Genomic DNA, 26,463 nt, shown 5'->3' with positions numbered 1-26,463 from the left:
ATGAAAAGAACATTTCAACCAAATAGAAGAAAAAGATCAAAGAAACATGGATTTAGAAATAGAATGAAAACAACAAGCGGTAGAAGAGTGTTAAAAGCTAGAAGACGTAAAGGTAGAAAAAACTTATCTGCGTAATCTTAAAAATAGGGATATCTTATGCAAAAAAAATATAGGATAAAAAAAAATAAAGAATATAAAAATCTATATAAAAGATCTAAAAGGTACTACAATAGAGATTTTATTCTACTTAAAGCAAAAAGTACAAACAATTATCCTAGATTTGGATTTGTTATAACTAAAAAATTTGGTAAAGCAAATAAAAGAAATAAAATTAGAAGAAGAATTAAGGAGATAATAAGATATAATTTAAATGTTTTTGAAAAAAATACAGATTATATTTTTACTCCGAAATATCATGCAATAGATTTAGATTATAGCAAATTAGAATCCTCATTAAAACATATAGTAGAATTGAGCAAGAAAATACAATGAATAAACTAATGATATTTATAATCGGTTTATATAGAAAATATATTTCTCCGATTTTAGGACGAGGAAAGTGTAGATTTACACCAACTTGTTCACAATATGCAATAGAATCATATAAAAAATACAATTTTTTTAAAGCTACATTTATGACTATATGGAGGATAATAAGATGCAACCCATTCAATAAAGGCGGGCATGATCCCGTAAAATAGGAGGACAGATGGAGTTTCTATCTAGTATATTAGGACAGTTTTTCAAATTTGTATATGAATCTGCTGAATCAATGGGTATAGGTGGAGGTAGTTTTTCTACTTATGCTGTATCAATTATTATAATGGGACTAGTATATAAACTTATTACTATTCCAATGACAATTCAATCAGCAAGAAGTTCAAAAAAACAAAGAGAAATGCAGCCTGAACTTGATAAAATTAAACAGAAATATGGATATGATCAACAAATCTATCAAAAAAAATTACAAGAGTTTCAAAAAGAGAATAATATGATGCAAGGCTGTGGGGGTACATGTCTTACACTTATACTACAAATGGTAATAATTTTCGCTTTATATAGAGTTATTCAAGGACCAGAAAAATATTTAACAGGATTTAGTAATATAAATAGAGCATTTTTATGGATTCCCGACTTATCATTAGCGGATCCAACAGGATTTGCATTACCTTTAATTAACTCAGTGTCACAACTAGGTTATCAATTCTTAAATAGAACACCTGCACAATCTCAAAATCAAGTAGGTGGTATGCAGACTATGTTATTTATACTACCAATTATGTTTTTCTTCGTATTTAGAACATTTCCAGCTGGTTTAGTGTTATACTGGTCAGTAGGTAATATAATTGAGATCACAATAAGAGGTGGTATAAGATTATTTAATCTTTTAAAAGTTGCAAGGAGCTAATATGAAATCAATAATAAAATCAGCTAAGACAGTTGATGAAGCTATTGAAATAGGATTAAAAGAAATAGGTCTTACAAGACACGAAGCAGAAATTGAAGTAATTCAAGAGCCTACAAAAGGAATTTTTGGAATTTTCGGTGGAAATGATGCTCTCGTAAAAATTAAAGAAAAAACAAAAATGAAAATCGATATTGATGAAATTTTTGAAGATAGCAAATTGAAATTTGATAATATATCTGTAGAAACTATAGAAGACGATGATATTAAATACGAGGACTTTTATCTTGAATATGATTTAGACGATGAAGATGAAGATAGTGAAGATGAGATAGAAGAGTTAACACCTCATCTCGAAACTGATAATGTGATTAAATCAGATGAATTAGATGAAGATTTCAAGGAATATGAAGAAAAATCCAATGAATATCAAGAAAAATTTGAAGAAGATTTTGAAAATGAATCAAAAGAAGTTGAAAAAGATAAAGAAATAGAAACATATTCTTCAGATAAAGAGGACCTTATAAATACTAGAGATTTAGATTTCTCAGGAGACGCAAATATTGTTGAAGATGAAGATGATATTGAAGAAACAGCTAAAAAAATCAAGAATAATTTAGAAGATATTTTGGTGAAGATGCATATAGATAGTAAAGTATCTTATGAAACTGAAAAAGATAATATAATTAAATTGAATTTGACAGATATTTCTGAAAATGATACTGGAATAGTTATTGGTAGTAAAGGTGAGACATTAAATGCTATTCAATATATATTAAGTTTATTGACAAATAAAAACACTAATAAATATTACAGAGTAACATTGAATGTTGCAAATTACAGGGATAGAAAGAAAAAAACAATTGAAATGAATGCTCAAAAAATAGCATATAAAGTATTAAAGACTAAAAAATCTATAGCATTAAGACCAATGAATTCTTACGAAAGAAGAATCGTACACTATTCTTTACAAAACTATAAAGGAATTGAAACAGTTTCTATAGGGAAATTTCCTAATAGAAAAGTAGTTATAAAATATCAAGAAAAATAAGAGAAGAACTTACCCCCATTATGGATGCTAGCTTTGCATTTTTGGGGGTTTTTAATTAAGAAAAAGAGGAACTTATGGCTGAAAAAACAATTGCAGCTATATCAACAGCTGTGGGTGAAGCAGGAATAGGTATTGTTAGGATGTCCGGTGAAAAATCATTTGATATAGCAAAAAAAGTATTTAAAAATGGAAAAAAGCAAAATATTGAAAAGTTTGAAAACAAAAAATTAAATTATGGCTATATATATGATTCTGATGAAATGGTAGATGAGGTTTTAATAGCGTTTATGAAGGGACCTCATACATATACAAGAGAAGATATCGTAGAGATATATTGTCACGGTGGATATATAGCTGTTAAAAAGGTTCTTGATTTATTAATAAAAAGAGGTGCGTATATTGCAGAAAGAGGAGAATTTACAAAGCGTGCATTCTTAAATGGACGTTTGGATTTATCTCAAGCCGAAGCTGTTATTGATTTAATAGATGCAAGAACAGATAAAGCATATGAGGCTTCCTTATTGCAGTTAAAAGGTAGCGTTGCTTCAAAAGTGAAAGAAATAAAAACAAAGATGTTAGAACTAATGGCGAGAGTTGAGTTTAGTATAAATTTTATGGAAGATTATGAAGATGATTTACCTCTCGAACCTTTATATGAAAAGGCGAATACTTTAATAGATTTATTAAACACCTTAATAGAGTCAGCAAATCAGGGAAAAATTCTAAAAGATGGTATAAAAACAGCTATAATTGGTAAACCAAATGTTGGAAAATCTTCTTTATTAAATGCCTTACTTAAAGAAAATAGAGCTATCGTAACAGATATAGCAGGTACTACACGTGATACAATAGAAGAATCAATTGATCTAGGTGGAGTTTCTATTAATATTATTGACACTGCTGGTATACGAAGTACCGAAGATGTTGTGGAATCAATAGGTGTAGAAAAATCAATTAAAATAGCTAATGAATCAGATTTAGTTATTGCTATTTTTGACTTATCTAAGCCATTTGATGATGAAGATGAGAAAATAATAGAATTGCTTAATAACAAAAAATCAATAATTTTATTAAACAAGGAAGATTTAGATATTAAAGCAGATAGAAAAATTATTTTAGATGCCTTTCCAAACAATAAAATCATAGATATGTCTATATTAAATGATAAAGGCATAAAAGAACTTGAAGATGAAATATTAAATCTATTTTTTGATGGTGAAATTCAAGTTAAAAATACGACTTTGATTACAAATATTAGGCATAGAGATCTACTAATTAAAGCAAGAGATAATATTGTTTCTGCAATAAATGATGTAAAAATGAATATTCCTTTAGATGCAATAGAGATTGATCTGAGAAATGCATTTACACAACTTGGGGAAATAACTGGTGAAACCATTGGAGAAGATGTTTTAGACAAAATATTTAAGGATTTTTGTATTGGAAAATAAATAAGTTAAATATTTAACTAAGTTTTATAAGGGAGATAAAATGGAAATCAAAAAATATAAAGCTGCAGAGGTTGACGTAGTAGTCATCGGTGCGGGTCATTCTGGAATAGAAGCTGCCCTTGCAGCTGCTAGAATGGGCAAAAAAACAATAATGGCAAGCATAAGCTTGGACTCTATAGCTGATCTTCCGTGCAATCCTAATATAGGAGGAACCGGAAAAGGACACTTAGTGCGAGAGATAGATGCACTTGGTGGTGAAATGGCATTAAATATTGATAAAGCATCGATTCAGTCAAAAATGTTAAATACTTCTAAAGGACCAGCAATTCACTCTCTCAGAGTACAAGCAGATAAAAGACTTTATCATGAAGAAATGAAAAAAGTTTTAGAGGCAGAACCAAATTTACAATTAATTGAAACTGAAATAAAGGATATAATAGTAGAAGGTGGAGAAGTAAAAGGTGTAATATCAGTTACTGGAGCTGCATACTATTCAAAAGCAGTAATTGTATGTACGGGGACATATCTTAATGGGCTCATTTTAATGGGAGAATTACAATATTCGTCAGGTCCACATGGCATGAAACCTGCCCTACATCTGTCTTCAAACCTTGAGAAACTAGGATTTAATCTAAGAAGATTTAAGACTGGTACACCTGCTAGAGTTCATAAAAGATCACTAAATCTATCGGTAATGGTGCCACAATATGGAGATGAAAATCCAGTACCGTTTTCATTTATGAATATAGATAAAGATTTTAATTATAAACAAGAATTATGCTATCAAACATATACAACTCCAGAAACACATGAAATTATAAGAAGAGAGTTGCACAAATCACCTATGTATTCAGGGATAATTGAAGGGGTTGGTGGAGATACTGTCCATCTATTGAAGATAAAGTTGTTAGATTCGCAGATAAAGATCAACATATTGTATTTATTGAACCTGAAGGAAAAAAAACAAATGAAATGTATGTTCAAGGCGTATCATCCACTTTACCTGTAGAAGTACAACAAGAATTTTACAAAACAATAGTAGGGCTTGAAAATGTAGAATTTATGCGTCCAGCACATGGAATAGAATATGATTGTTTAGACGCAACAACATTGAAAACAAACCTTGAAAGTCTTCATATTAAAAATTTATTCTTTGCTGGACAAATAAATGGTACATCAGGATATGAAGAAGCAGCAGCACAAGGATTAATGGCTGGTATAAACGCAGTTAGAAATATAGATAATAAAGATCCATTTGTTTTAGATAGATCGGAAGCATATATTGGTGTATTAATTGACGATTTAGTTACAAAAGAGCAAAACGAACCGTATAGAATGATGACTTCAAGAGCAGAATATAGATTAACATTAAGACAAGATAACGCTGATTTAAGATTAACTCAAAAAGGTTATGATTTAGGATTAGTTTCTAAAGAACGATATGATATTATGTTAGAGAAGAAAAATGTTATTGAAAGAGAAATTGAAAGATTAAACGGAATTATAATTACACCAACGGAAGAATCTAATAAAATTTTAAGAAATTTTGGTACAGCAGAAATCAAGACCGCTATTTCGCTGCGTGAGCTCATTAGAAGACCCGAGCTAACATATGATATGCTTGAGATACTTGATCCTCTCAGAGAGCCAATAAAGGCTCCATACAAGTTAGAAATCCAAACTCAGATAAAATATGAGGGATATATCAAAAAACAGAACCAGCAAATTGAGCAATTTAAGAAAATGGAAAATAAAAAATTAGATATTATAAAGGACTATAGAGAAATTGATGGTTTAAAACATGAAGCAATGGAAAAGTTAAATTTAAAGCGTCCAGATTCAGTCGGACAAGCATCTAGAATGCCAGGAGTAACACCAGCAGATATAAATGTAATATTAATTCACTTAGAAGTATTAAGAAGGAAGCAAAATGGAGTACAATAATCTTTTTATTAAAGAAGGCTATAACTTAAATCAAAAACAACAGAATAATTTTGAAAAATTTTATAAACTCTTAAAAGAATGGAACTATAAAATTGATATAACTAAAATTGTAGAACCAGAAGAAGTTTTTATAAAACACTTCTTAGACAGTTTACTTATTACAAAATCAGGAGTTATAGAAAAAAATCAAACTATTATTGATGTTGGAACAGGAGGAGGATTCCCTGGTATTCCCTTAAAATTATTTAATGACAGTCTTTCATTTGTGTTACTAGATAGCTTAAAGAAAAGAATTAATTTTTTAGATGAAGCAGTACAACAACTAGAATTAAAAGATGTAGTACCATTACATGGAAGGGCTGAAGAAATTGCTAGAAAAGATGGAATGAGAGAAGCTTTTGATATAGCTACATCAAGGGCAGTGGCTCCCCTACAGACTTTATTAGAATACTGTCTACCTTTTGTTAAAGTCGGAGGCTACTTTATTGCTATGAAAGGTCCAAACTACAAAGAGGAACTTAAACTTTCTAAAGGAGCTATTAAAATATTAGGAGGTCATTTAGAAAAAGTATTAGAGTATGAATTACCTAATGACTTTGGGGCGAGATCATTGATTATTGTAAAAAAAATCAAAGCCACACCTAATAGATATCCCAGAGCTGGTGGGAAACCAAAATCAAAACCATTAACATAAATAAAAAGCGTCGTAATGTGTGTAAAAACATATTATGGCGTATTTTTTTGGTTCAACAATATCTGTTGGGGGCTAATTAATTGAAATTAGCCTCCCTACTTTTTTGTAACATATTTCACACTTAATTTAATAAATTTTAAAAATAAGTCAATTTTATACGTTTTTAGGCATGGCAAACAAGTCTAAATGGTTATTAAATTTTTAATAGATTATCCCATTAACAATCTTCTTGTCCTAAATACGTCAAAGTTTCGATATCCATATCCTATTCTCTTTAAGACTTTTGTTTTATTATTGTGACCTTCAACATATCCATTTGTATGCTTGAAATCAAAGCTATTGCATATTGGATCAAACCAATTTGTAAATGCTCTTATACAAGCGTTAAATGACTCTAATCATTTAAGTTTTATATGTTCTATCCAAGCTTTAAGCTTTACCCTAAAATTAATTGAATTATTAGTTTTTAATACATAATTGTAAAATGATTCTTTTATTAAGTAGGCATCTTTTATTTTTTCATTTATTTCAAGCATTAAAGATACCTTTGTTATGTCTTTATTGTTATTTAACTTTGAAAAGGGCTTGGTTAAAAGACTTTTACTTCTCTTAAAGTAGATTCTATTTGTTTTTTTCATTGTATTTTGTTGTTGTTTTCGAACATTTTCAAATCCCCATAAGACTTGTCTTATGAAATGATACCTATCTATCACATGAATACTTTTAGGAGATATTAACTTAATCATTCTCCTAACTGTAAATTCTGAAACATGATATTTTTTATAAATATCTTTAATTGTTAAAACTTTTCCAGTTTCAAAAAGAATACTTTGCTTTAATCTAGATGTCATTTGATTCTTTTTTACTTACAAAATTAGGTTTTATTACAAACACTTTTATATTTACGAATTTCATGATATCATTTAATTGCACTTATACACCTCCTAGTTGGTTTCGTTGACTTAATTATAGGATTTTTGGTGGATAAGTGCAATTTTTTTTACAAAAAAATACCTGTTGAAGGAAATCCCCCAACAGATATTGTTGAACCTAAACAATTCAAAATCCTATATTTATCAAAGAATCTAAAAAAATTAAAACAAGAATTGATACACAGGATGATGAAATTACATATTCTTAATAAGGGAGGTTAAATGTAAGTTTATCACTTATTAGTTTTATATAAAAAATTACAGAGGAGAAAATATGGAATTAGTATTACCACAAAATTATATAGAAATTGAACAAGAAGAGATGATGTATTTAGATGGGGGATTAAGCTTATACAAATGGGTTGTAAGTGGTCCAATAAATATAGCTTTTAATGGTTTACTTGGTGGTGGAACGATTAGCTTAATAAAAGGTTATATAGCAAAAAAAGGGAGAACTGTTGTAACAAGAGAGATTTTTAAAGTTGTTTCAAAATGGCTTGGAATAAGAGCAGCTAATTATATATCAGGAACTATAGTTGGAAACTTGTTAAAATATGCAGGTTGGATGAGTGTAGGGGATGTTGTAACTAATTTGTGGGACAGATATGATGTTAATCCAAATAATAATAGAATAAATGCGTTATGGTGAGATATATGAAAATATTTGAAAAAGTATTGTTTTTGTCATTTATCTTACTCTTAGTTGTATCATCTTTCACATTTTTATTTTATAAAAGCCTTGATTTACAAACTAGAAAGATTTTGTTATTAACAAATATAGTATTTGCGATATTATTTTTTATATCTTTGTTAATATTTGAATTGAAAAAAAGATAACGTTTTAAGTATACTTATATATTAAAACTATCATTTAACTTAGATAATTTATAACAAAATCAAAGTACTATAGAGAGATTACAAATTAATATCCATATCTGATTTAGATTTATAAATGATAATTTGATTAATTTAAGTTTTATTCAAATGCGTGGAATAATAAATTATTTTGCTGATGCATATTCAGCATGGCAAAGGGGCAGTAACGAAAATTCTAATGTTTTGTTAAGAGACTATTATCCTAAGAAGACAGATTTATCTAAAATATTTATCAATAAGCTGATTAAAAACTTAATGGAGCTTAATACTAGACCTAGAAAAATATCTAGAATATCAAACTCCATTTTAATTTATTTATGCACGAACTTAGTTTGGTTTAGGTGTCACAATATTATTTGCAATTCATCATTAATAAAAGTTATTAAGGATGTGTCTGATAAATATTACTATCTTATATTGTTTCATATGAAACATTTTCACTTACTCTACAGACACCGAATTTTTTGTTTCATATGAAACAATCGTATATATTTTTGATGAAATGTGTATGTAGAATTTTTTGTTTCATATGAAACTTTAAATACTATTAAAAATATACTTAAAAATATGATATAATTTTTACGAGGTGTTTATGAGAATTATATCAATTTTTAATCAAAAAGGTGGTGTTGGAAAAACAACAACAGTTGTAAATTTAGCAGCAGCACTTGGGAAAAAGAACAAAAAAGTATTAGTAATAAATCTAGACCCACAAGGTAATAGTAGTTCGGGGCTTGGAATAAATAAAATGGAGTTAGATTATACTATATATGATATTTTATTAGAAGAAGAAAAGTTTGTTCCATTAGAAACGTCAGCTAAAAATGTTGAAATTTTACCATCAAACACAGAATTATCTGGATTTGAAATAGAAGCGGTAGGAATTGAACAAAGAGAGAAATTATTAAAAAAAGCAATAAAAAATTATGAGGAGTATGATTTTGTGTTAATAGATTGTCCCCCATCATTAGGATTGCTAAGTATCAATTCACTTATGGCTAGTCACTCGGTACTAATACCTATTCAAAGTGAATACTATGCACTTGAGGGGGTATCTCAGTTAGTAAAAACAATAGAATTAGTTAAAAATAGCTTAAATCCAAACTTAGAGATAGAAGGTGTAGTTATATCAATGTTTGACGGAAGAAACAACTTATCGTTGGATGTTGTTGAGGAGGTAAAAAAATATTTCAAGAATAAAGTGTTTAAGACCATAATTCCTAGAAATATAAGATTGGCGGAAGCACCATCACATGGTTTATCAGTATTGGATTATGATGAAAAATCTAAGGGTGCTGTAGCATATAAGAAATTAGCTAATGAATTAATTAAAAGGATAAGATAATGAGCAAAAGAAAAGGACTAGGACGTGGATTAGGTGCATTAATACCAGATAATCCTAAAAAGGAAGAAAAATTAAATTCGAAGTCAACCAAAAAAGAAAAGCAAACAAATGATGTAGATTTAGAGTTAGTTCAAAACATACTTTTATCAAAAATAGTTCCAAGTGATGATAATCCCAGAAAAAACTTTGATGAAGAAGCATTAAATAGTCTAGCAGAATCCATAAAAATGTATGGAATAATTCAGCCATTAGTTTTGGTAAAAAAAGAAGAGGATAAATATGAAATTGTCGCTGGTGAAAGAAGATATAGAGCGGCAAAGGTATTAAAATTAAAGGAAGTTCCAGCAATAATAAAAGATTTATCTACAAAAGACAAAGATATGATTTCTATGGTTGAAAATATTCAAAGAGAAGATTTAAACCCATATGAAGAAGCTCAGGCATATAGTAATATTATGAATGAATATTCATTAACACAAAGTGAATTAAGTGAAGTTTTAGGAAAAAGTAGGACGTACATTGCAAATATTGTGAGATTATTAACACTTGATGATTTCACAATAAGAGAACTAGAAAATGGTAATATCACGTCATCACAGGGACGAGCACTTTTAACAATATCGGATATTTTTGAAAGAAAAAAATACTTAGATATGTTGATAAAAAAAGAAATAACTGTTAATGAAATTGAAAAAAAATCAAAAAATAAGCAAAAAAACACAAATAAAAAAGATGTATTTGTAAGGGATATAGAAGAAAGACTTAAAGAAGCGTTGGGAACTAGAGTTTTAGTTAAAAAAACTAAAAATAAATGGAAAGTAAATATTGAATTTACATCAGATGATGAAATTGAGTATTTTTTAGATAATTATAAAACGGGAGAATATAATGGATAGTATGCTTTTGTTAATTTTATTAGTTATGACTCTAATAATTTTATTATGTGTATATAAACAGCTTAAAACAAATGATAGGATAAATAGATTAAGTAATAAATATGAAAAAAATAATAGAATTAGACAGAATTATTCATTCAATTCTGAAAATTCAATAGATTCGAGTGATTTTAATATGCTTCTAAGTAGACTAGAAAAAGTTGAAAGAAGTAAACACACACAAAACAGTACTATGAATAAAAATGTATTAGTTAATGAAATTCAAAGTAATTTAGGCGATATAGATGGAAAACTATCTAATGAAATTTTTAAGGTCGATAATAGGCTTGGTAAAAGGATAGATGAAGTAGAAAATTTCTTAGAATCAATCAATAAATCGACAAATTCAAAAATTGATAAATATTATACAGATATTCTTGATGAACTAAATTCAAATGTAAAAGAAATAAAAGATGAGTATAAAAAATTAATAAATAATTTAAATAAAACAAATGTAGCTCAACTTGAAGCTTTTATTAAGGAAAGCGAGGATAAGAGAGAGCGATTGGAAAATGATTTAGAAACTAAGGTAAAAAGAATCGGTGATAAACTAGCATTTACAATACAAAAAATATTTCTTCACAGATATAATGCTCTCGACAATCAAGTTGGAAATCTATCATTTACAATAGTTTTACTTGATCAACTCAATAGTGGTATAATGTTCACGTGTATAAATGGTAGAGAAAGTTCATATACATATTCTAAGATGATAGTTAATGGAAAATCAGATTATGAATTTTCACCAGAAGAAAAAGTTGCGATTGAAAAAGCGATAAAAAATAGGAGGGAAAATGAGATTAGCGATAGTTGATGAATTAAGAGGAAAATTACAAGGTACACATAAAAAAATAGTATTACCGGAAGGTGAAGATATTAGAGTTTTAGAAGCGGCATTTAAGTTAAAAACTGAAGGAATTGTAACCCCAATTTTATTAGGGAATAAAGAAAAAGTTAAAAAGATAGCAAAAGATAATAATATCAATATTGACGATATAGAAATTCTTAATCCTTCAACACATGATAAATTTGAATCATATGTCGATCATTTTGTAGAAATAAGAAAAGGTAAAAATTCAAAAGAAGAAGCTTTAGAAATTATTAAGGATGTAAATTATTTCGGTACAATGATGGTTGAATTAGGTGATGCAGATGGTATGGTATCTGGAGCTATTCACACAACAGGAGATACAGTTAGACCAGCATTACAAATAATTAAAACAAAGCCCGGAGTTTCTAGAACATCTGGAGCTATGATTTTGTTAGGAGATAGAGCTCATAAATATTTATTCGCAGATATTGCAATTAATCCTACATTGGATGCACAACAGTTAGCAGAAGTGGCTGTAGTTTCAGGAAAGACGGCAGAAGTTTTTGGAATTAATCCAAAGATAGCTTTATTATCATTTTCAACAAATGGTTCTGCTAAGACACCAGAATCATTAAAAGTGGCAGAAGCAACAAAAATAGCGAAAGAAATAGCAAAAAAAGAAGAGTTAAACTATAAAATTGATGGTGAAATGCAATTTGACACAGCGATTAAACCGGAAGTTGCTGAGCTTAAATTCCCTGATTCTGAAGTGGCTGGTAGAGCAAATACATTTATATTTCCAGATTTACAATCCGGAAATATTGGGTACAAAATTGCTCAAAGATTAGGTAATTTAGTAGCTGTTGGACCAATTTTACAAGGATTAAACAAGCCTGTTAACGACTTATCTAGAGGTTGTGTAGCTGAAGATATTTATATTACAGCATTAGTTACAGCAGCTCAATCATTATAAAAAGCATTAAAGCTCCCCTAACTAGGGGAGTTATTTTTAAGGAGAAAATATGATAGGTATTATTGGAGCTATGCCCAAAGAAGTTGAAGCAATAAAAAATAAAATGAACAATATAAATACAAAAGTTTTATTTAATCATGAATTTATTTTTGGGGAAATAAAAAATAAAAAGGTAGTTGTTTGTAAAAGTGGAGTAGGAAAAGTCAATGCTAGCGTAACTGCTACTATAATGATAGTAACCTTTAATCCTCAAATTATTGTTAATATAGGAACGGCAGGAGGTCTTGTTGAAAAACAAAATACTCTTGATATTGTGATTTCAAAGGATATTATTCAACATGATTATGACACTTCATATATAGATGGTGAATTAGGTATTGGGATAAGGTCAAGCTCAGACTATCAGTTAAGAAAAATAGTAGAAGAAGCATTTATAGAAAGTGGTTTATCAGCAGATATATATATCGGAGATATTATAAGTGGGGATTTATTTGTAGGAGAAACTGAAAAGATTGTAGAATTGAAAAAGAAGTTTCCAACTGCTATAGCTTGTGAAATGGAAGCAGGGGCAATAGCACAAACCTGTGAAAAATTAGGTGTTCCCTTTATAGTTGTAAGATCATTGTCAGATATAGTTTTTAATGATAATAGTGGAATAGATTTTATGAAGAATGTAGAAATTACTTCAAAAAGAAGTGCTGAAATGGTTAAAAATTTGATTGTAAAGATAAAATAAAAATAGTGCTGATAAAATATATTATCAGCACTATTTTTGTTTTTATTCTATACTTCCATCTTCTTGTGCGATTTTATCTTCTAAATTTTTAATATAATCAGGTTTTTCAGTTAAGTTATAATCTCCATTATAAATATCCATAAATTGAGCACCTGTTATAGTCTCTTTTTCTAGTAAATATTTTGAGATTTCATGAAGTTTATCAATATTTTCTTTTAAAAGTTGATGAGCTTTAGCATGAGCTTCAGCAATAATAGCCATGACTTTACTATCAATTTTATTTTCTGTACCTGATGCAGCGTAAGATTGAGTCGCAGAACCCTTTAGGTATCTTGATGATGATGCTTCAAGTAATACAAAGTCAAATTCATCTTCCATACCATATGTTGCTACCATTGCACGAGCAATTTTTGTTGCTCTTTCTATATCGTTTGATGCACCAGTAGTTTTTATATTAAATACAATTTCTTCAGCAGTTCTACCACCAGTTAAAATTACAAGTTCCTGGAACAAGTCGTCCCTTGATTGTAAGAATTTCTCTTCTTCTTCAACTTGCATAGTATATCCTAAGGCACCAGAAGTACGAGGTATGATAGTTATTTTAGTTACTGGAGCAGTATTTGTTTGAGCTGCAGCAGCAATTGCGTGTCCAACTTCATGGTAAGCAATAATTTCTTTTTCTTTTTGAGTGATAACCATATTTTTTCTTTTGTGTCCAGCAATTACTACTTCAACAGCTTCGATTAAATCTTCTTCTGTTACTATACTTCTGCCTTCTTTTACAGCCCTTAAAGCACCTTCATTTATAATATTTGCAAGTTCGGCACCTGATGCACCAGCGGTCATTTTTGCAACTGTTTTAAGATTTACATCATCATCTATTTTAATTTTTTTAGAATGAACTCTTAAAATAGCTTCTCTACCAGTGATATCTGGTAATTCCACTCTAACTTGCCTATCAAATCTACCAGGTCTTGTAAGAGCAGGATCTAAAATTTCAGGTCTATTAGTTGCAGCTAATATTATTACACCATTAGTAGCATCAAAACCGTCCATTTCATTTAGCAATTGGTTAAGAGTTTGTTCTCTCTCATCATTTCCGCTATAACCGGAGGTATCTCTTCTTTTACCAATAGCATCTATTTCATCTATAAATACGATACATGGAGCTTTTTCATTAGCTTGTTTAAATAAATCTCTAACTTTTGAAGCCCCAAGACCTACAAACATCTCTACAAATTCTGATCCTGAAATTGAAAAGAAAGGTACATTCGCCTCTCCAGCAACAGCTTTTGCAATAAGTGTTTTACCAGTTCCTGGCGGTCCAATCAACAGTACCCCCTTAGGTGTAACAGCACCAATATCAGAATATTTTTTTGGGTTGTGTAAAAAGTCGACAATTTCTTCTAATGATTCTTTCGCCTCGTCTTGCCCAGCAACATCCTTAAAAGTTGCTGAATTTTGAGCTTTAATATATTTTTTCGCATTTGATTTACCAAAACTTAGAGAATTTCCTGACCCACCCATCATATTTCGTGTTAGAAATCTTATTCCAAAGAACATTATAGCCATTGGAATTACCCATTGTAATAAAAATATAATTAATGGATTGGTTGGTTCTACTATTTTAGTAGAAAATTTTGAATTGGCAGATAACAATCTATTTGTAATATCTGGATCTGGCCATCTACCAGATTTATAATTTTCTACATTATCCTTATTTTTTTCTTTCACCTTAAATGTTATCTGGTGTGGTTCCATCTGAACCTCGGTAACTTTACCTTCTTTAAGCATGCTTACAAATTGACTATATTTTACTTCTGTAACAGAGCTATTTCTTATCATAGGTGAAATAACTAGGTTAAAGATTAAAAATATAGCTCCTGCAATTGCATACCAGAACCACAATGGTCTTTTACCGTTCTCATCGTTCTTAAATGACATATTTTTCCCCTTACTTTATAGATTAAAACCATTATATTAAACAAATATATTCAAATAATGTACTTTATATATTATATACCAAATTTAAATAATATTAAAAATATAATTTTTATTGTTTTACAACAAACATTTATTGTAATATACTATAGTATATTGACAGGGGGAAATATGAAAAATATAAATGAAAAAATAGTTTTCGTAGGTGCTAGTAGAACGCCAGTGGGATCTTTTTTGGGAGATCTAAAGACACTAAGAATACAAGAATTGGGTGTAATTGCACTGGATGAAACAATCAAGAGATCAAAATTAAACAAAGAAGATATAGATGAAGTTATAGTTGGAAATGTAATCGGCTCACAAACATCAAGTAACGTGGCAAAAATAATAGCTCTAGACGCAAATTTACCTACTGAAACTACTGCTATGACGGTAAATAGAGTCTGTGGTTCTGGGATGCAATCAATAATAAATGGATCCTCCGATATATTATTAGGTAAAAGAAAAGTAGTTGCTGCAGGTGGAGTAGAATCTCTTTCAAGAGCTCCATATCAATTACCAGAAGAAGCAAGATTTCAAGGATTAAAATTAGGAGATATAAATTTTATCGATACAAATCTTGAAATGCATAGATCACTTTCTGGAGATAACTCAGATATTACACATATGGCAGACACAACAAAAAATTTAATTAAAAAATATAATATTACAAGAGAGCAACAAGATAAGTTTGCTTTTGAAAGTCATAAAAAAGCAAGTGCTTCATTTGAATCTGGAAGATTGAGTAAAGAAATAGTGCCAGTTAAAATAAAACAAAAAAGAGGAGAAGATTTAGTTATTAATAGAGATGGAGATATTAGATTTGATATCTCTTTAGAAAAACTTTCTACTTTAAGACCGGCATTTGAAAAAGATGGCTCAATTACTGCAGGTAATGCATGTAGTCTAAATGATGGAGCGGCATTTACTATATTGACAAGTGAATCTTATGCAAAAGAAAAAAAATTAGAAATATTAGGTACACTACTAGATTATGAAATAGTAGGCGTTGATCCGATAGATATGGGGTTGGCTCCTTTTAAGGCGATAAAAAAATTACTAAAAAGTAATAATTTAGATCTAGAAAAAGATATAGATTTATTAGAAATAAATGAAGCTTTTGCTGGACAAACACTAGCTTGTATAAAAGAGTTAGGAATTGATATGGATACCGAATTTTATAAAAATAAATTTAATGTAAATGGTGGGGCTATAGCTATTGGACATCCACTTGGGATGTCAGGTACAAGATTAGTTGTGACGGCTCTTTACGAATTTAAGAATAGACCAAATGCAAGATATGCCATAGTTTCTGCATGCATTGGTGGAGGTCAAGCTATAGCATTATTATTAGAAAATGGAAATCTTATAAAGTAGGAGTTAAAATGTTTGATAAATTTAAGGGATTTTATCGTTTATCTATAGAAGAAAGAAGAGAAATTTTAAGAAATGAAAATATTGATTTAAATCTAGAAGAGATAGAACTTTCGAGTGAAAATGCAAATGTAATGATAGAAAATTACATTTTTAATTATGATTTGCCGTTGGGAATAGCTTTCAATTTTGAAATTGATGGAGAGAAGATATTGATACCAATGGCAGTCGAGGAGCCTTCTGTTATAGCAGCAGCTAGCAATGGAGCAAAAATATTAGAAAATATTACTACTGAATTAAAGCAAAAAGCTGTTGTTGGTCAGGTGGTAATTGCAAATGTCAAAAATTTTGATAAAACTTTTGAAAAGATAAAAGAGTTAAAAAAATATTTTTTTAATTTAGCTAATAAACATTTTACATCAATGATAAAAAGAGGTGGAGGAATAAAGGATATTTGGTTTAAATCTTTCAAAAAAGAAGGATATATAACTATATATGTTTCTGTAGATACTTGTGATGCAATGGGAGCAAATAGTATCAATACTTTTTTAGAAATTTTAGGTGAAAAAATTTTTGAAAAATTTGATAATAAACCTATTCTAAAAATCCTGTCAAACAATGCAAAAAAATCTGTAGTTAAAGCTTTTACTAAAACTCCAGTTGAAAAACTAGATAAAGATAAAAATATTGCTATAGAGATTGCAAAGAGAATAGAAGAAGCTACAAATTACGCAAACGTCGACCCTTATAGAGCTGTAACTCATAACAAGGGAATAATGAATGGAGTGGACGCTGTTTGTTTAGCAACAGGAAATGACTGGAGAGCTTTAGAAGCCTCTGTACATGCTTTTGCCTCTAGAAATGGACAATATAGGTCATTAACTAGCTGGAAGTATGATAGTAAAACAGAAATGCTAATAGGAGAAATAGAAATTCCGATGCCAGTTGCAACAGTTGGAGGAACACTCTCAGTGAACAATGCATCTAATTGGTCATTAAAATTGATGAAAAATCCAGAAGCTAAAAAATTAGCAAAGATAATGGCAAGTGTTGGTCTTGTTCAAAATTTTGCGGCTCTAAGAGCTTTAGTAACAGACGGTATTCAAAAAGGTCATATGTCGCTTCATGCAAGAAGTGTAGCCAAGCAAGTTGGGGCTAATGAAAATGAAATAGATGAAGTCGTAAATAGACTTAAAAAATCTGTGAAAATAAACGAAAAAAATGCTGAAAAAATTTTAGAAGATATAAGAGGTGAAGATGAACGAAATTAAAGTCGGTATTGATAAAATAAATTTATATATACCTAAAAACTTTGTTGATTTAGCTAAACTAGCCAGACACAGAGGAATCGATCCGGATAAATGGACAAAAGGTATAGGACAAAATAAAATGTCGGTCATTAGTTCAAATGAAGATATAGTGTCAATGGGGATTAATGCATCAAAAAATTTTTTAACAGATGAAGATAAAAAAGAAATTACTCAGATAATTTTTGCTACAGAATCTTCTTTTGATTATTCAAAGGCTGCGGCGACGTACTTGCAAGAATATTTAAATTTGGATGAATTTGTGAGATTTATGAAGTGAAACAAGCCTGCTATTCTGCAACAGCTGCTATTCAAATAGCCTGTGACTACGTAAGATTGAGGCTGGAAAAAAAGTCTTGATTATATCCTCAGATATTTCAAAATATGGAGCCAAATCTTCTGGAGAAGTTACTCAGGGAGCTGGTAGCATTGCAATATTGATTTCTGCAAATCCAAAAATATTAGAAGTGGATAAAGATTCAGTTTCAATTACATTGAATGAATATGATTTTTGGAGACCAGAGAGGGAAAGTTATCCTTTTGTTGATTCAAAATTTTCAGTAGAACTTTATATTAACGTATTTAAAAAATTAGTAAATAAAAAACTTTTATATAATAGACAAGAAATAGAAGAGTTGGAAGGCATATTATTTCATTTGCCATTCTCAAAAATGGGAAAAAAAGCCCTCATTAGTTTAGAAAATGATATTAAAGACGATAAAATAAAAATTCTTTTTAAAAAATGGTATCGACATTACGAACATAGTAAAAAGCTCAGTCAAGAAATAGGTAATTTGTACACTGGTTCATTATATTTATCACTCATATCATCTATAGTACACGATAACATAGATAATGGAAGTAAAATTGGATTCTTTAGCTATGGCTCTGGATGTGTAGCTGAACTATTTACAGGAAAATTAGTAGATGGATATAAAAAGAATATTGATTCAGAAGCTATATTTGATAGAATTGAAAATAGAGTTGAAGTTTCTATTGAAGATTATGATAGAAATTATTTTAATGAAGGTTTAGAAATAGAACTTCGTAAAGGGGATTACGGTTATAAGAGTAAAGATAGTAAAAGAAAATACTTTAGTTTTTAAAAAATAATTTAACAGAAGCGAGCAAAGGTTCGTCTCAATATTTTTTGTTATAGTACTATAATTTTTCCTTATTTTAAGCTTTATTAAAAAAAATAATATAAAGTTTAGAAAATAATGTGTTTTATCATATTAATAATTCTAAAATATAAATTTTATCAAAAGATTGCATAAACAAAAAAAGGAACAAATACAAATAAGGTATTATAGATAATTTCTATAATATACTTATTTTTTTGTACTTTAGTAATTTAAAATATATAATAGAATATATATAAAACAAGATATTAATTGAAAGGAAAATTATGGAAAAGAAAATAATTGACACAATACGAGTTTTATCAGCTGAAATGGTATTAAAAGCAAACTCTGGTCATCAAGGTACTCCAATTGGTGCTGCTCCAATGGGATTTGCACTATATAATGATATTATGAAATACAATCCCAAAAATTCAAAATGGTTTAACAGAGATAGATTTATTTTATCAGCTGGACATGCTTCAGCACTTCAATATTCATTGCTTCATTTATTTGGATTTGATGTAACAATGGATGATATTAAAGATTTTAGGCAACTAAACTCAAGAACACCAGGACACCCAGAATACGGAGACACTGATGGAGTAGAGGTGACGACAGGACCATTGGGACAAGGTATTGCCAATGCAGTAGGATTTGCTATGGCAGAAAAGCATTTGGCTGCAAAATATAATACAGAAGATATCAAAATAATTGATCATTTTACATATGTAATAACGGGTGATGGATGTTTAATGGAGGGTGTTTCAAATGAAGCGTCATCGTTAGCAGGTACATTGGGACTTGGTAAATTAATCATGCTATATGACTCAAATAGAATAACTATTGACGGTACAACAGATATTGCCTTTTCAGAAAATGTAGCAAAAAGATACGAAGCGTTAGGATGGCAAGTAATCGATGTAGAAGATGCGAATGATCTCTGATTCAATTAGACAGGCTATTGAAGAAGCGAAAAAGGAAACAGAAAAACCTACAATAATTGAAATCCATTCAACAATTGGATATGCTTCAAACAAAGCAAATACATCAGAAGTTCATGGTAATCCATTAAAATCTGAAGATATAGAGGATATGAAAAAAACTTTAGGTTATAATGTTAAAGATATGTTTACGGTAGATGAAGATGTAAAAGAATATTTAAGAGATATAATTTCAGAGCATGAAAAATTAGAAGAAGAATGGATTAAATTACTTGAAAAATATAGAGAAAAATATTCCGAAAAATATAAATCATTAATAAATTCAATAAATAATACACAAGATTTATCATTTTTAGATAAAGATGACTTTTATAAATTTGATAAGGAAATGGCAACACGAGCTTCATCAGGAATAGTACTAAATAAAATTGCTAATGAATATGATTCTTTATTTGGTGGATTTGCAGATTTAGCAGGATCAAATAATACGACACTTGAGGGGGAAACATTTTTTTCAAAAGAAAATCCTTCAGGAAAGAATATTCATTATGGAATTAGAGAACATGCAATGGCAGCAATGGCAAATGGTATAAGCTTACATGGAGGACTATTACCATATACAGGTACATTTTTATCGTTTGCAGATTATATGAAACCATCCCTAAGATTATCAGCATTGATGCATCAAAAAGTAGCATATATATTCACACATGATAGTATTGGTTTAGGTGAAGATGGACCAACTCACCAAGCTGTAGATCAATTACCTATGCTTAGAGCGATCCCAAATAGTATCACATTAAGACCAGCTGATGCAAGAGAAACAGCAGCGTCATGGGCATATATTTTAGAGTCAAACTCTAGACCGGTCAATTTAATTTTAACAAGACAAGCTGTACCAAACTTTGAAAATACAGGAAAGAATCTATACAAAGGTGCATATGTACTTAAAGATTTTGGAAACAATCCAGAAATAATATTAATGGGTTCAGGTTCAGAAGTTCAGCTAGCATATGGAGTAGCCGAAAAATTATTCGAAGAAGGAAAATCAGCAAGAGTTGTTTCTGTACCGTCAATCGAACTTTTTGAAGAACAATCAGTTGAATATAAGGAATCAGTATTACCTTCAAATGTGAAAAATAGAGTTGCCATAGAGGCTTCATCAGAAAAATCATGGTATAAATATATTGGAATGGATGGACTACTGATTGGAATGGAAACATTTGGTAAATCAGCACCAGCCGAAGTTACATTCAAATATTTTGGCTTTACGGTAGAAGATATATTAGAAAAAGTAAAAAATAAATTTTAGGAAAAGAAATAGAGAAATAAAATGAGAATGCGATATAAAGCTTTTGCTATGCCTGAACTTAAAGAAAATGATTTAGTTTTTTTTGAACCGGAGGAAAACAAAGGTCAATGGAGTAAAATATTTAAGAATAACAATCCAATACATCTTGAAATAGGGGCTGGATTTGGCAAGTTTATTTTAACAAAAGCTGAAAGGAATCAGAATATAAACTATATCGGAGTAGAATTAGATGAAAAAGTCTTAGTATATGCTGCAAGAGATTTTAAGGAATCAGGCTTAAAAAATATAATAGGGATTAGAAATAAGGCTGAGAATTTAACTAAATACTTTGAAAAAGGAGAAATAAAAAAAATATATTTAAATTTTTCAAATCCATGGCCAAAAAGAAGCCAACATAAAAGAAGATTAACACATCCTCAGTTATTAAATGTTTATAAGAAAATTATCCCAATAGAGGCAGAAATAGTTTTTAAGACAGATCAGAGAACATTCTTTGATGATTCAATTAAATATTTTGAGAGGAATGGTTTTAAAATTCTAGATTTATCATACGATTTAGGTGTAGATGATATTGAAGACCATATTGTTACAGAATATGAAGAAAAATGGAGAGAAAATGGAGATACAATTCATTATTTAAGAGCAAAATTGATTGACGATGCTCAAAGTGAAGTGTTGGAAATTTATAGAAAGTAAAGAAAAAAGCATCTGAGTATAAACTGACGCAAGTTTTTGTTTGTATAATAAAGAATGTAAATATAGCATAACAAAGGGAATGTATATTTACAAATATGTGTTTTTGTAGTAAACTATAGCAAGAAAATTAATATATTATTTTAGAGAGGAGTAAAAATGACTGACAATAAAAAAATAAATAAAAAATTTATTTTAAATACCATCAAGAAATTTACAATTAGTGCCTTAGTTGGTGCAATGTTAATTAATTCAAGTGCATTCACGGTAAATGCCCAAGAATCAAGGGGGGGGTAGATAGACAAGCTACCCAAGGTGGAGAAAACACCAATCAAGGTGATACTGACGTACCAGTACAAAAACCTGATGGAGATGGAAAAGTAGTTTTTGAAAAAGACGGATTTAGATTTGAATTAATAGATGATGTTGAAGCAAATAAAAAAGAGAGATATAACGGGGAATATGTTAGTGAATATCGTCATAAGAGATTGAATATAAGTTATACAGGTGCTGAAAATATTGAAAACGCTACATTAAAATTATCACTTCCTAGAGAAGTATCTAATAAAAAAGAAAATGAAAGTCACTCAAATAATATTGACTTTAGATTGAATAATGTTGAAGATACTAAATCTTATACTAAAGAAAATAATCAGTATATTGAAATAAATCTTAAAAATATAACTTCCAATTATAGCCGTTCAATTCCTTTGGAGTTTAAAACAGATTCATTTGCTAAATTAGTTGAGAACCTAAGAGTAACACTAAGCACGGCAGATGATAAACTTATAGACACTAAAATGCAAGTGGAACAAAAAGGACTGCTTAAATTAACAGAAGCAGATTTAATTAATACTAAACTAGATTTTTATTCTGTAACGAAGAATAAGGGAACAAGAACACTTGGATATCAAGATTTTAATCCAGAAAATCCTACTATAGAAGAACGTAATAATTTTCGTTTAGATTTCAATTCAAGATTTAGAGGTAAAGATGCTCATAAAGGACCGGCATATGTATCTAATATAAGTCCAGAAATAAGATTTCCTTCTGAATTGAAGGAAGTTACAATAGAAGATTTAACATCGAAATATAATACAAAAAAAATAAATGCAACAACATACAATGTAGAATTTTCTAATAAAATAGTTCATAAAAACGATTCTTCAGAATATGAATTAGAATTATTTATCCAAGATATTAAGCACTCAGCAACGGATCCATTAGTTGAAAATCCAGAGCAATTTGTTGATAAGAATATTTTTTTTAATCATCACGCTCCTCCAATTAACAAACAAAAAACACTTAGCATGTCAGCATCGATTTTTGGAGAAACTATAAACTATGAAGATAAATTTTATTGGAAATTCAGAAATACAGGTCTAAAAGAAAACAATAGTATTGGACTCTCTAGAAATTACGCTTATAATGAAATATCATTTCCATCTATAGAAAAACTAAAAAAAGAATATAAAAAAAATCCAGAGATACTATCAGATAGATTCTATGATGAAACAATCATTACTAAAGGTATAAATAATGAACTTACATTTACTGAGATTAAAAGAAAAATTACCATGCCTACAGATAGTGAAAATAAACCACTATTCAAGATAAAAAGTATATCTTTTGTTAACGATGCTAAAGAAAAAATTAAAGATAAAGATATTATTGTAAAAATAAATGATACAGTATTAAATAAATCTACTGAAAAAGAAGCCTTTTATAAAAACACATTGAGTGACGATGTATCGAGTTATACTATTGACATAAAATTTGCAGAACCTATAAATTTAGCTAAATCTGAAAAATGGGAATTTTTTAAATATATTAGAGTGGATTATGATGTAGTCGACATAGATAAAGCTGAACAATTCTTTGAAGATACTACACAAGAATATCCTGTTCAAAAGCAAATGAATTCTCGATTAGAAGTATATAATAACGACAAAAAAAAGCTTTCCGAGACTAGAAAAATAGAACGACATTTAAAAATAAAACCGGGAATTTTACGTGATTTAAGAGCGGCATCGTCCAGTTACAATTATGGTACAACTAGTAAATTATCATTTGATCAGTTGAATCAAACTATACGAATTTCTAAAGATACTTTAAATGTTGATTTTGTACAGACAAGCAGTTTCCTTAATATTAAAGATAAAGAACATTATAAAGGTGAATATAATATTGGTAAAGTAACCATGAAAGCAGAAGTAACACCAGGTATTGAAATTGACTATTCTGAATTCAAGGATGTTGAAGGATTTTCATACGAGAAAACTATTGAAGGTGATAAAACTGTATACACCGCTACATTAACTAATGTAAATGTATATAAAGCGTTTGCTAATGATGATGTTGATGGTAATTTAGTAGGTAAAATTTTAAGAGCACCTATCACTGCTACAGAAGGTGTTTTCAAGGGTAAAAAAGTTTCAACGGTAAATATAAGTATGAAATATAGCGTATTTGTAGAAGATACACCTGAAAAACTTCAAGTTCCCGATACACTAAAAAAAGGTAGCGAATCATCTCTGACATTTACGGGGCAAATTATAATGCCACAAGGACTAAGTGTAGAGCATTCATTCTCGACATCACAAGATGAAAACTACAAAAATACTGATACTGTAGGTTCGGTACTTCACAATGAAGATGTCTATCTAAAAGCATCATTTATTAACCTAGATGGTACAGTACAAGAAAATAAAGGATTTATATTCTTCTTACCAAGAAAAAATGGATATACATTCACTGGCTCTCAGACAAATAAGCATGATGTGTATTTGAAAGAATTGCCACAAAACGATAACTACAATGTGTACTATACAACAGATACACTAAGTGAAAATAGTACGCATGATAACACTACATGGACACAAGTTACCAAGCAAAATGGTGCTGTTAATTTACAAAATATTACAGCAGTTAAACTAGAGCGTAAAAGCCCACTTCCAGCATATACAGTTGATGATATTAAACTTAAAGTATCAACACCTAATGAAGACATTGGATATGATGTAGACTTTAAGTCATATGTAAGCTTGTATGATACAAAAACAAAAGTGGTATCAGCTCCAAATGTATCTACATTTAAGATTGCACCATTAAAAGCAGTTACAACTAATGTTTCGATACCTCAGGGAGAAAATGTAACTGAAGATCCATCACTACCAGAAGGTAAACAAAGAGTAACTGAAGGTCGTGATGGTAATATCCAAACAACAAAACACTACAAACAAAGAAATGGTGTAATAGTTGATGAAGATAATCCAGTGAGAGTAGATGAACCAGTAAGAAGAGATCCAGTTGCTAAAGAAATAGTAAAAGGTACAGGAGTATTACCAACACTTGCCGTAAAAGAAGACTATGTAAATGATGCTACAAACAAAGTAAGTGTAAAAGTTGATGATGCAAATACTCAAAAAACAAGCGTTAAATTCTATAACGAGGCTGGTCAAGTAGTTGACAAAGAAATAAACGCCCTACAATTAAAATATGGGACAACTCTTGATGAATTAAAACAAATGCTTTATGCAAATGATAAAAACACTGGAGATATCGATTTATCACGTGTGACACATACATTTAAGGATGATAACAATCCATTTACTGACAATAAAGCAACAAAAGTTGGAAGTGGATATAGCGTGACATTTAAGATTGTTGATGAGCATATGACCGATAAATTCACAGAACTAACCGTACCATTTGAAGTACTAGAAGCAGATAGAGTATTCTTACCAAAAGAAGATATAGAATTTAATCAAAAAAATGAAACCACTGAAAGAAATCAAGATGGTAATTTAATAACTTATGTAGGTAACATTGAAACCACAAAAAACCCAATCGACTTTAATACAACTTATCAACCAAAAGAAGATTTAACATTTGGTGAAAAGAAGGTATTAGTAGAAGGGAAAACAGGGACTGAAACAATTAAATACCAATACGATGTAAACCCACAAGATGGTTCACTAAGCAATAAGAGAGAACAATCACGTGAAACAGAAGAAAAAGCTAGAGATAAAGTATTTGGTGTAGGTAATGTAGAAAACAAAACTGAAGCAATACCAATGCAAACTATCTACAAAAAGCTATACAAACAAGACGGTACACTAGCAGATGGTATTACTAAAGACGAACTTCCAGAAGACTTAGCATTTGGACAAAGCTATGTGAAAAATGCAGGAAGTGAAGGAACAAAGAAACTTAAAGTAACTTATGACGTAAATCCAAAAACTGGTGAAACTACAAATCCTAGAGAAGAAGTAGTAAGTGAAACTACAAATCATAGAATAGAGTATGTAAACAATCGTCAAATGATTAATGAAACTGACAACTTCTCAACACGCTATGAAGCAGATGATACACTTGACTTCAAACAAGAAAAAACAAAGACTGAAGGTAAAAACCGTATTAACAAATACTATGAAATATATCTAATGGATGATAAAGGTAGTGTATTTAAGCCTGAAGAATCACCAAATAAAAAAGATATAGACGGACTATTCTGAAGTTAAGAAGATTACAATTGAAAATCAAGCTTTAGAACAAAAAGTAGTTGGTGTAGGTAATG

24 protein-coding genes and 3 pseudogenes are annotated in these 26,463 nt (G+C 29.4%); 25 read left to right on the top strand and 2 right to left on the bottom strand.

All coding sequences use genetic code 11. From position 1 onward, the window contains the following. The 9 genes and pseudogenes from rpmH to rsmG all read left to right on the top strand — a co-directional run bounded on the left by rpmH (position 1) and on the right by rsmG (position 6,545). Positions 1-135 (top strand): 50S ribosomal protein L34, encoded by a 135-nt coding sequence (rpmH, locus tag AC4KN9_RS07335; RefSeq protein ID WP_491017971.1) that lies wholly within the window; start codon positions 1-3, stop codon positions 133-135. A gap of 21 nt (positions 136-156) precedes the next feature. Then, entirely contained in the window at positions 157-492 is a 336-nt protein-coding gene (gene rnpA, locus AC4KN9_RS07330; RefSeq protein WP_491017907.1) for a ribonuclease P protein component, read from the top strand. Continuing rightward, complete coding sequence (gene yidD / locus AC4KN9_RS07325; protein WP_491017906.1) at positions 489-701, top strand: membrane protein insertion efficiency factor YidD; 213 nt, start codon at positions 489-491, stop codon at positions 699-701. The genes rnpA and yidD overlap by 4 nt, the downstream gene beginning before the upstream one ends. Positions 702-709: 8 nt before the next feature. Then, positions 710-1,408, top strand: coding sequence for a YidC/Oxa1 family membrane protein insertase (locus AC4KN9_RS07320; protein ID WP_491017905.1), 699 nt, complete (start codon positions 710-712; stop codon positions 1,406-1,408). A gap of 1 nt (position 1,409) precedes the next feature. Next, positions 1,410-2,456: an RNA-binding cell elongation regulator Jag/EloR gene (jag, locus tag AC4KN9_RS07315; RefSeq protein WP_491017904.1), complete on the top strand. Its 1,047-nt coding sequence runs from the start codon at positions 1,410-1,412 to the stop codon at positions 2,454-2,456. A 74-nt stretch (positions 2,457-2,530) separates the two neighbouring features. Then, positions 2,531-3,907, top strand: coding sequence for a tRNA uridine-5-carboxymethylaminomethyl(34) synthesis GTPase MnmE (gene mnmE / locus AC4KN9_RS07310; protein WP_491017903.1), 1,377 nt, complete (start codon positions 2,531-2,533; stop codon positions 3,905-3,907). A 40-nt stretch (positions 3,908-3,947) separates the two neighbouring features. After that, positions 3,948-5,098: pseudogene (locus AC4KN9_RS07305) on the top strand (FAD-dependent oxidoreductase); the annotation flags it as partial. Positions 5,099-5,116: 18 nt separating this feature from the next. Further along, positions 5,117-5,851 carry an MnmG/GidA family protein gene (locus tag AC4KN9_RS07300; RefSeq protein WP_491017970.1) on the top strand — a complete coding sequence of 245 codons (735 nt, stop codon included), beginning with the start codon at positions 5,117-5,119 and terminating at the stop codon, positions 5,849-5,851. Beyond that, complete coding sequence (gene rsmG, locus AC4KN9_RS07295) at positions 5,838-6,545, top strand: 16S rRNA (guanine(527)-N(7))-methyltransferase RsmG (protein WP_491017902.1); 708 nt, start codon at positions 5,838-5,840, stop codon at positions 6,543-6,545. The genes AC4KN9_RS07300 and rsmG overlap by 14 nt, the downstream gene beginning before the upstream one ends. 209 nt (positions 6,546-6,754) lie before the next feature. On the opposite strand, the pseudogene AC4KN9_RS07290 reads toward rsmG, so the two are convergent. After that, a pseudogene (locus AC4KN9_RS07290) lies at positions 6,755-7,291 on the bottom strand (transposase). A 460-nt stretch (positions 7,292-7,751) separates the two neighbouring features. Between AC4KN9_RS07290 and AC4KN9_RS07285 the strand changes: the two are divergent. The 7 genes and pseudogenes from AC4KN9_RS07285 (at position 7,752) to AC4KN9_RS07255 (ending at position 13,153) form a co-directional block, all read left to right on the top strand. Then, positions 7,752-8,126: a hypothetical protein gene (locus tag AC4KN9_RS07285; RefSeq protein WP_491017901.1), complete on the top strand. Its 375-nt coding sequence runs from the start codon at positions 7,752-7,754 to the stop codon at positions 8,124-8,126. A 353-nt stretch (positions 8,127-8,479) separates the two neighbouring features. Further along, positions 8,480-8,694 (top strand): annotated as a pseudogene (locus AC4KN9_RS07280) (transposase); the annotation flags it as partial. A 251-nt stretch (positions 8,695-8,945) separates the two neighbouring features. Next, entirely contained in the window at positions 8,946-9,698 is a 753-nt protein-coding gene (locus AC4KN9_RS07275) for a ParA family protein (RefSeq protein WP_491017900.1), read from the top strand. Further along, the gene (locus AC4KN9_RS07270; protein WP_491017899.1) at positions 9,698-10,594 is read left to right on the top strand and encodes a ParB/RepB/Spo0J family partition protein; all 897 of its coding nucleotides are present in this window, start codon (positions 9,698-9,700) and stop codon (positions 10,592-10,594) included. Before AC4KN9_RS07275 ends, AC4KN9_RS07270 begins: the two co-directional genes overlap by 1 nt. After that, positions 10,587-11,447 (top strand): DUF4446 family protein, encoded by an 861-nt coding sequence (locus AC4KN9_RS07265; RefSeq protein WP_491017898.1) that lies wholly within the window; start codon positions 10,587-10,589, stop codon positions 11,445-11,447. Before AC4KN9_RS07270 ends, AC4KN9_RS07265 begins: the two co-directional genes overlap by 8 nt. After that, entirely contained in the window at positions 11,428-12,417 is a 990-nt protein-coding gene (gene pta / locus AC4KN9_RS07260) for a phosphate acetyltransferase (RefSeq protein ID WP_491017897.1), read from the top strand. Before AC4KN9_RS07265 ends, pta begins: the two co-directional genes overlap by 20 nt. 49 nt (positions 12,418-12,466) lie before the next feature. Beyond that, complete coding sequence (locus AC4KN9_RS07255) at positions 12,467-13,153, top strand: 5'-methylthioadenosine/adenosylhomocysteine nucleosidase (protein ID WP_491017896.1); 687 nt, start codon at positions 12,467-12,469, stop codon at positions 13,151-13,153. Between the two features lie 42 nt (positions 13,154-13,195). On the opposite strand, the gene ftsH is transcribed toward AC4KN9_RS07255, so the two are convergent. After that, positions 13,196-15,097 (bottom strand): ATP-dependent zinc metalloprotease FtsH, encoded by a 1,902-nt coding sequence (gene ftsH, locus AC4KN9_RS07250; RefSeq protein ID WP_491017895.1) that lies wholly within the window; start codon positions 15,095-15,097, stop codon positions 13,196-13,198. A 168-nt stretch (positions 15,098-15,265) separates the two neighbouring features. Here ftsH and AC4KN9_RS07245 point away from each other — a divergent pair, with 168 nt between their 5' ends. From AC4KN9_RS07245 to AC4KN9_RS07205, 9 genes are all read left to right on the top strand, one after another. Next, positions 15,266-16,510, top strand: coding sequence for a thiolase family protein (locus tag AC4KN9_RS07245; RefSeq protein WP_491017894.1), 1,245 nt, complete (start codon positions 15,266-15,268; stop codon positions 16,508-16,510). 8 nt (positions 16,511-16,518) lie between these two features. Further along, positions 16,519-17,778: a hydroxymethylglutaryl-CoA reductase, degradative gene (locus AC4KN9_RS07240; RefSeq protein WP_491017893.1), complete on the top strand. Its 1,260-nt coding sequence runs from the start codon at positions 16,519-16,521 to the stop codon at positions 17,776-17,778. Further along, the gene (locus AC4KN9_RS07235; RefSeq protein ID WP_491017892.1) at positions 17,765-18,094 is read left to right on the top strand and encodes a hypothetical protein; all 330 of its coding nucleotides are present in this window, start codon (positions 17,765-17,767) and stop codon (positions 18,092-18,094) included. Before AC4KN9_RS07240 ends, AC4KN9_RS07235 begins: the two co-directional genes overlap by 14 nt. A gap of 76 nt (positions 18,095-18,170) precedes the next feature. Further along, positions 18,171-18,920 (top strand): hydroxymethylglutaryl-CoA synthase, encoded by a 750-nt coding sequence (locus AC4KN9_RS07230; RefSeq protein ID WP_491017891.1) that lies wholly within the window; start codon positions 18,171-18,173, stop codon positions 18,918-18,920. 302 nt (positions 18,921-19,222) lie between these two features. Then, on the top strand, positions 19,223-19,882 hold the full coding sequence (locus AC4KN9_RS07225; RefSeq protein ID WP_491017890.1) for a thiamine pyrophosphate-binding protein: 660 nt from the start codon (positions 19,223-19,225) through the stop codon (positions 19,880-19,882). Further along, a complete protein-coding gene (locus AC4KN9_RS07220; protein WP_491017889.1) occupies positions 19,872-21,191 on the top strand; it encodes a transketolase-like TK C-terminal-containing protein in 1,320 nt (439 codons plus the stop codon). Before AC4KN9_RS07225 ends, AC4KN9_RS07220 begins: the two co-directional genes overlap by 11 nt. Before the next feature lie 21 nt (positions 21,192-21,212). After that, positions 21,213-21,887, top strand: coding sequence for a tRNA (guanosine(46)-N7)-methyltransferase TrmB (trmB, locus tag AC4KN9_RS07215; RefSeq protein ID WP_491017888.1), 675 nt, complete (start codon positions 21,213-21,215; stop codon positions 21,885-21,887). Positions 21,888-22,043: 156 nt separating this feature from the next. Continuing rightward, positions 22,044-22,181, top strand: coding sequence for a hypothetical protein (locus tag AC4KN9_RS07210; protein WP_491017887.1), 138 nt, complete (start codon positions 22,044-22,046; stop codon positions 22,179-22,181). 191 nt (positions 22,182-22,372) lie between these two features. After that, positions 22,373-26,401 (top strand): G5 domain-containing protein, encoded by a 4,029-nt coding sequence (locus tag AC4KN9_RS07205; protein WP_491017886.1) that lies wholly within the window; start codon positions 22,373-22,375, stop codon positions 26,399-26,401. Positions 26,402-26,463 lie beyond the last annotated feature (62 nt).

Source organism: Helcococcus sp. SA-HE-C1 (genome assembly GCF_985670335.1).
The sequence above is the reverse complement of the archived record's forward strand: the minus strand, read 5'-3'. Positions and strand labels throughout refer to the sequence as shown.

Excerpts from the sequence above, each read along its gene's own strand:
- rpmH (WP_491017971.1), top strand. The coding sequence starts at position 1 with ATGAAAAGAACATTTCAACCAAATAGAAGAAAAAGATCAAAGAAACAT.
- rnpA (WP_491017907.1), top strand. The coding sequence starts at position 157 with ATGCAAAAAAAATATAGGATAAAAAAAAATAAAGAATATAAAAATCTA.
- yidD (WP_491017906.1), top strand. The coding sequence starts at position 489 with ATGAATAAACTAATGATATTTATAATCGGTTTATATAGAAAATATATT.
- AC4KN9_RS07320 (WP_491017905.1), top strand. The coding sequence starts at position 710 with ATGGAGTTTCTATCTAGTATATTAGGACAGTTTTTCAAATTTGTATAT.
- jag (WP_491017904.1), top strand. The coding sequence starts at position 1,410 with ATGAAATCAATAATAAAATCAGCTAAGACAGTTGATGAAGCTATTGAA.
- mnmE (WP_491017903.1), top strand. The coding sequence starts at position 2,531 with ATGGCTGAAAAAACAATTGCAGCTATATCAACAGCTGTGGGTGAAGCA.
- AC4KN9_RS07300 (WP_491017970.1), top strand. The coding sequence starts at position 5,117 with ATGGCTGGTATAAACGCAGTTAGAAATATAGATAATAAAGATCCATTT.
- rsmG (WP_491017902.1), top strand. The coding sequence starts at position 5,838 with ATGGAGTACAATAATCTTTTTATTAAAGAAGGCTATAACTTAAATCAA.
- AC4KN9_RS07285 (WP_491017901.1), top strand. The coding sequence starts at position 7,752 with ATGGAATTAGTATTACCACAAAATTATATAGAAATTGAACAAGAAGAG.
- AC4KN9_RS07275 (WP_491017900.1), top strand. The coding sequence starts at position 8,946 with ATGAGAATTATATCAATTTTTAATCAAAAAGGTGGTGTTGGAAAAACA.
- AC4KN9_RS07270 (WP_491017899.1), top strand. The coding sequence starts at position 9,698 with ATGAGCAAAAGAAAAGGACTAGGACGTGGATTAGGTGCATTAATACCA.
- AC4KN9_RS07265 (WP_491017898.1), top strand. The coding sequence starts at position 10,587 with ATGGATAGTATGCTTTTGTTAATTTTATTAGTTATGACTCTAATAATT.
- pta (WP_491017897.1), top strand. The coding sequence starts at position 11,428 with ATGAGATTAGCGATAGTTGATGAATTAAGAGGAAAATTACAAGGTACA.
- AC4KN9_RS07255 (WP_491017896.1), top strand. The coding sequence starts at position 12,467 with ATGATAGGTATTATTGGAGCTATGCCCAAAGAAGTTGAAGCAATAAAA.
- ftsH (WP_491017895.1), bottom strand. The coding sequence starts at position 15,097 with ATGTCATTTAAGAACGATGAGAACGGTAAAAGACCATTGTGGTTCTGG.
- AC4KN9_RS07245 (WP_491017894.1), top strand. The coding sequence starts at position 15,266 with ATGAAAAATATAAATGAAAAAATAGTTTTCGTAGGTGCTAGTAGAACG.
- AC4KN9_RS07240 (WP_491017893.1), top strand. The coding sequence starts at position 16,519 with ATGTTTGATAAATTTAAGGGATTTTATCGTTTATCTATAGAAGAAAGA.
- AC4KN9_RS07235 (WP_491017892.1), top strand. The coding sequence starts at position 17,765 with ATGAACGAAATTAAAGTCGGTATTGATAAAATAAATTTATATATACCT.
- AC4KN9_RS07225 (WP_491017890.1), top strand. The coding sequence starts at position 19,223 with ATGGAAAAGAAAATAATTGACACAATACGAGTTTTATCAGCTGAAATG.
- AC4KN9_RS07220 (WP_491017889.1), top strand. The coding sequence starts at position 19,872 with ATGATCTCTGATTCAATTAGACAGGCTATTGAAGAAGCGAAAAAGGAA.
- trmB (WP_491017888.1), top strand. The coding sequence starts at position 21,213 with ATGAGAATGCGATATAAAGCTTTTGCTATGCCTGAACTTAAAGAAAAT.
- AC4KN9_RS07210 (WP_491017887.1), top strand. The coding sequence starts at position 22,044 with ATGACTGACAATAAAAAAATAAATAAAAAATTTATTTTAAATACCATC.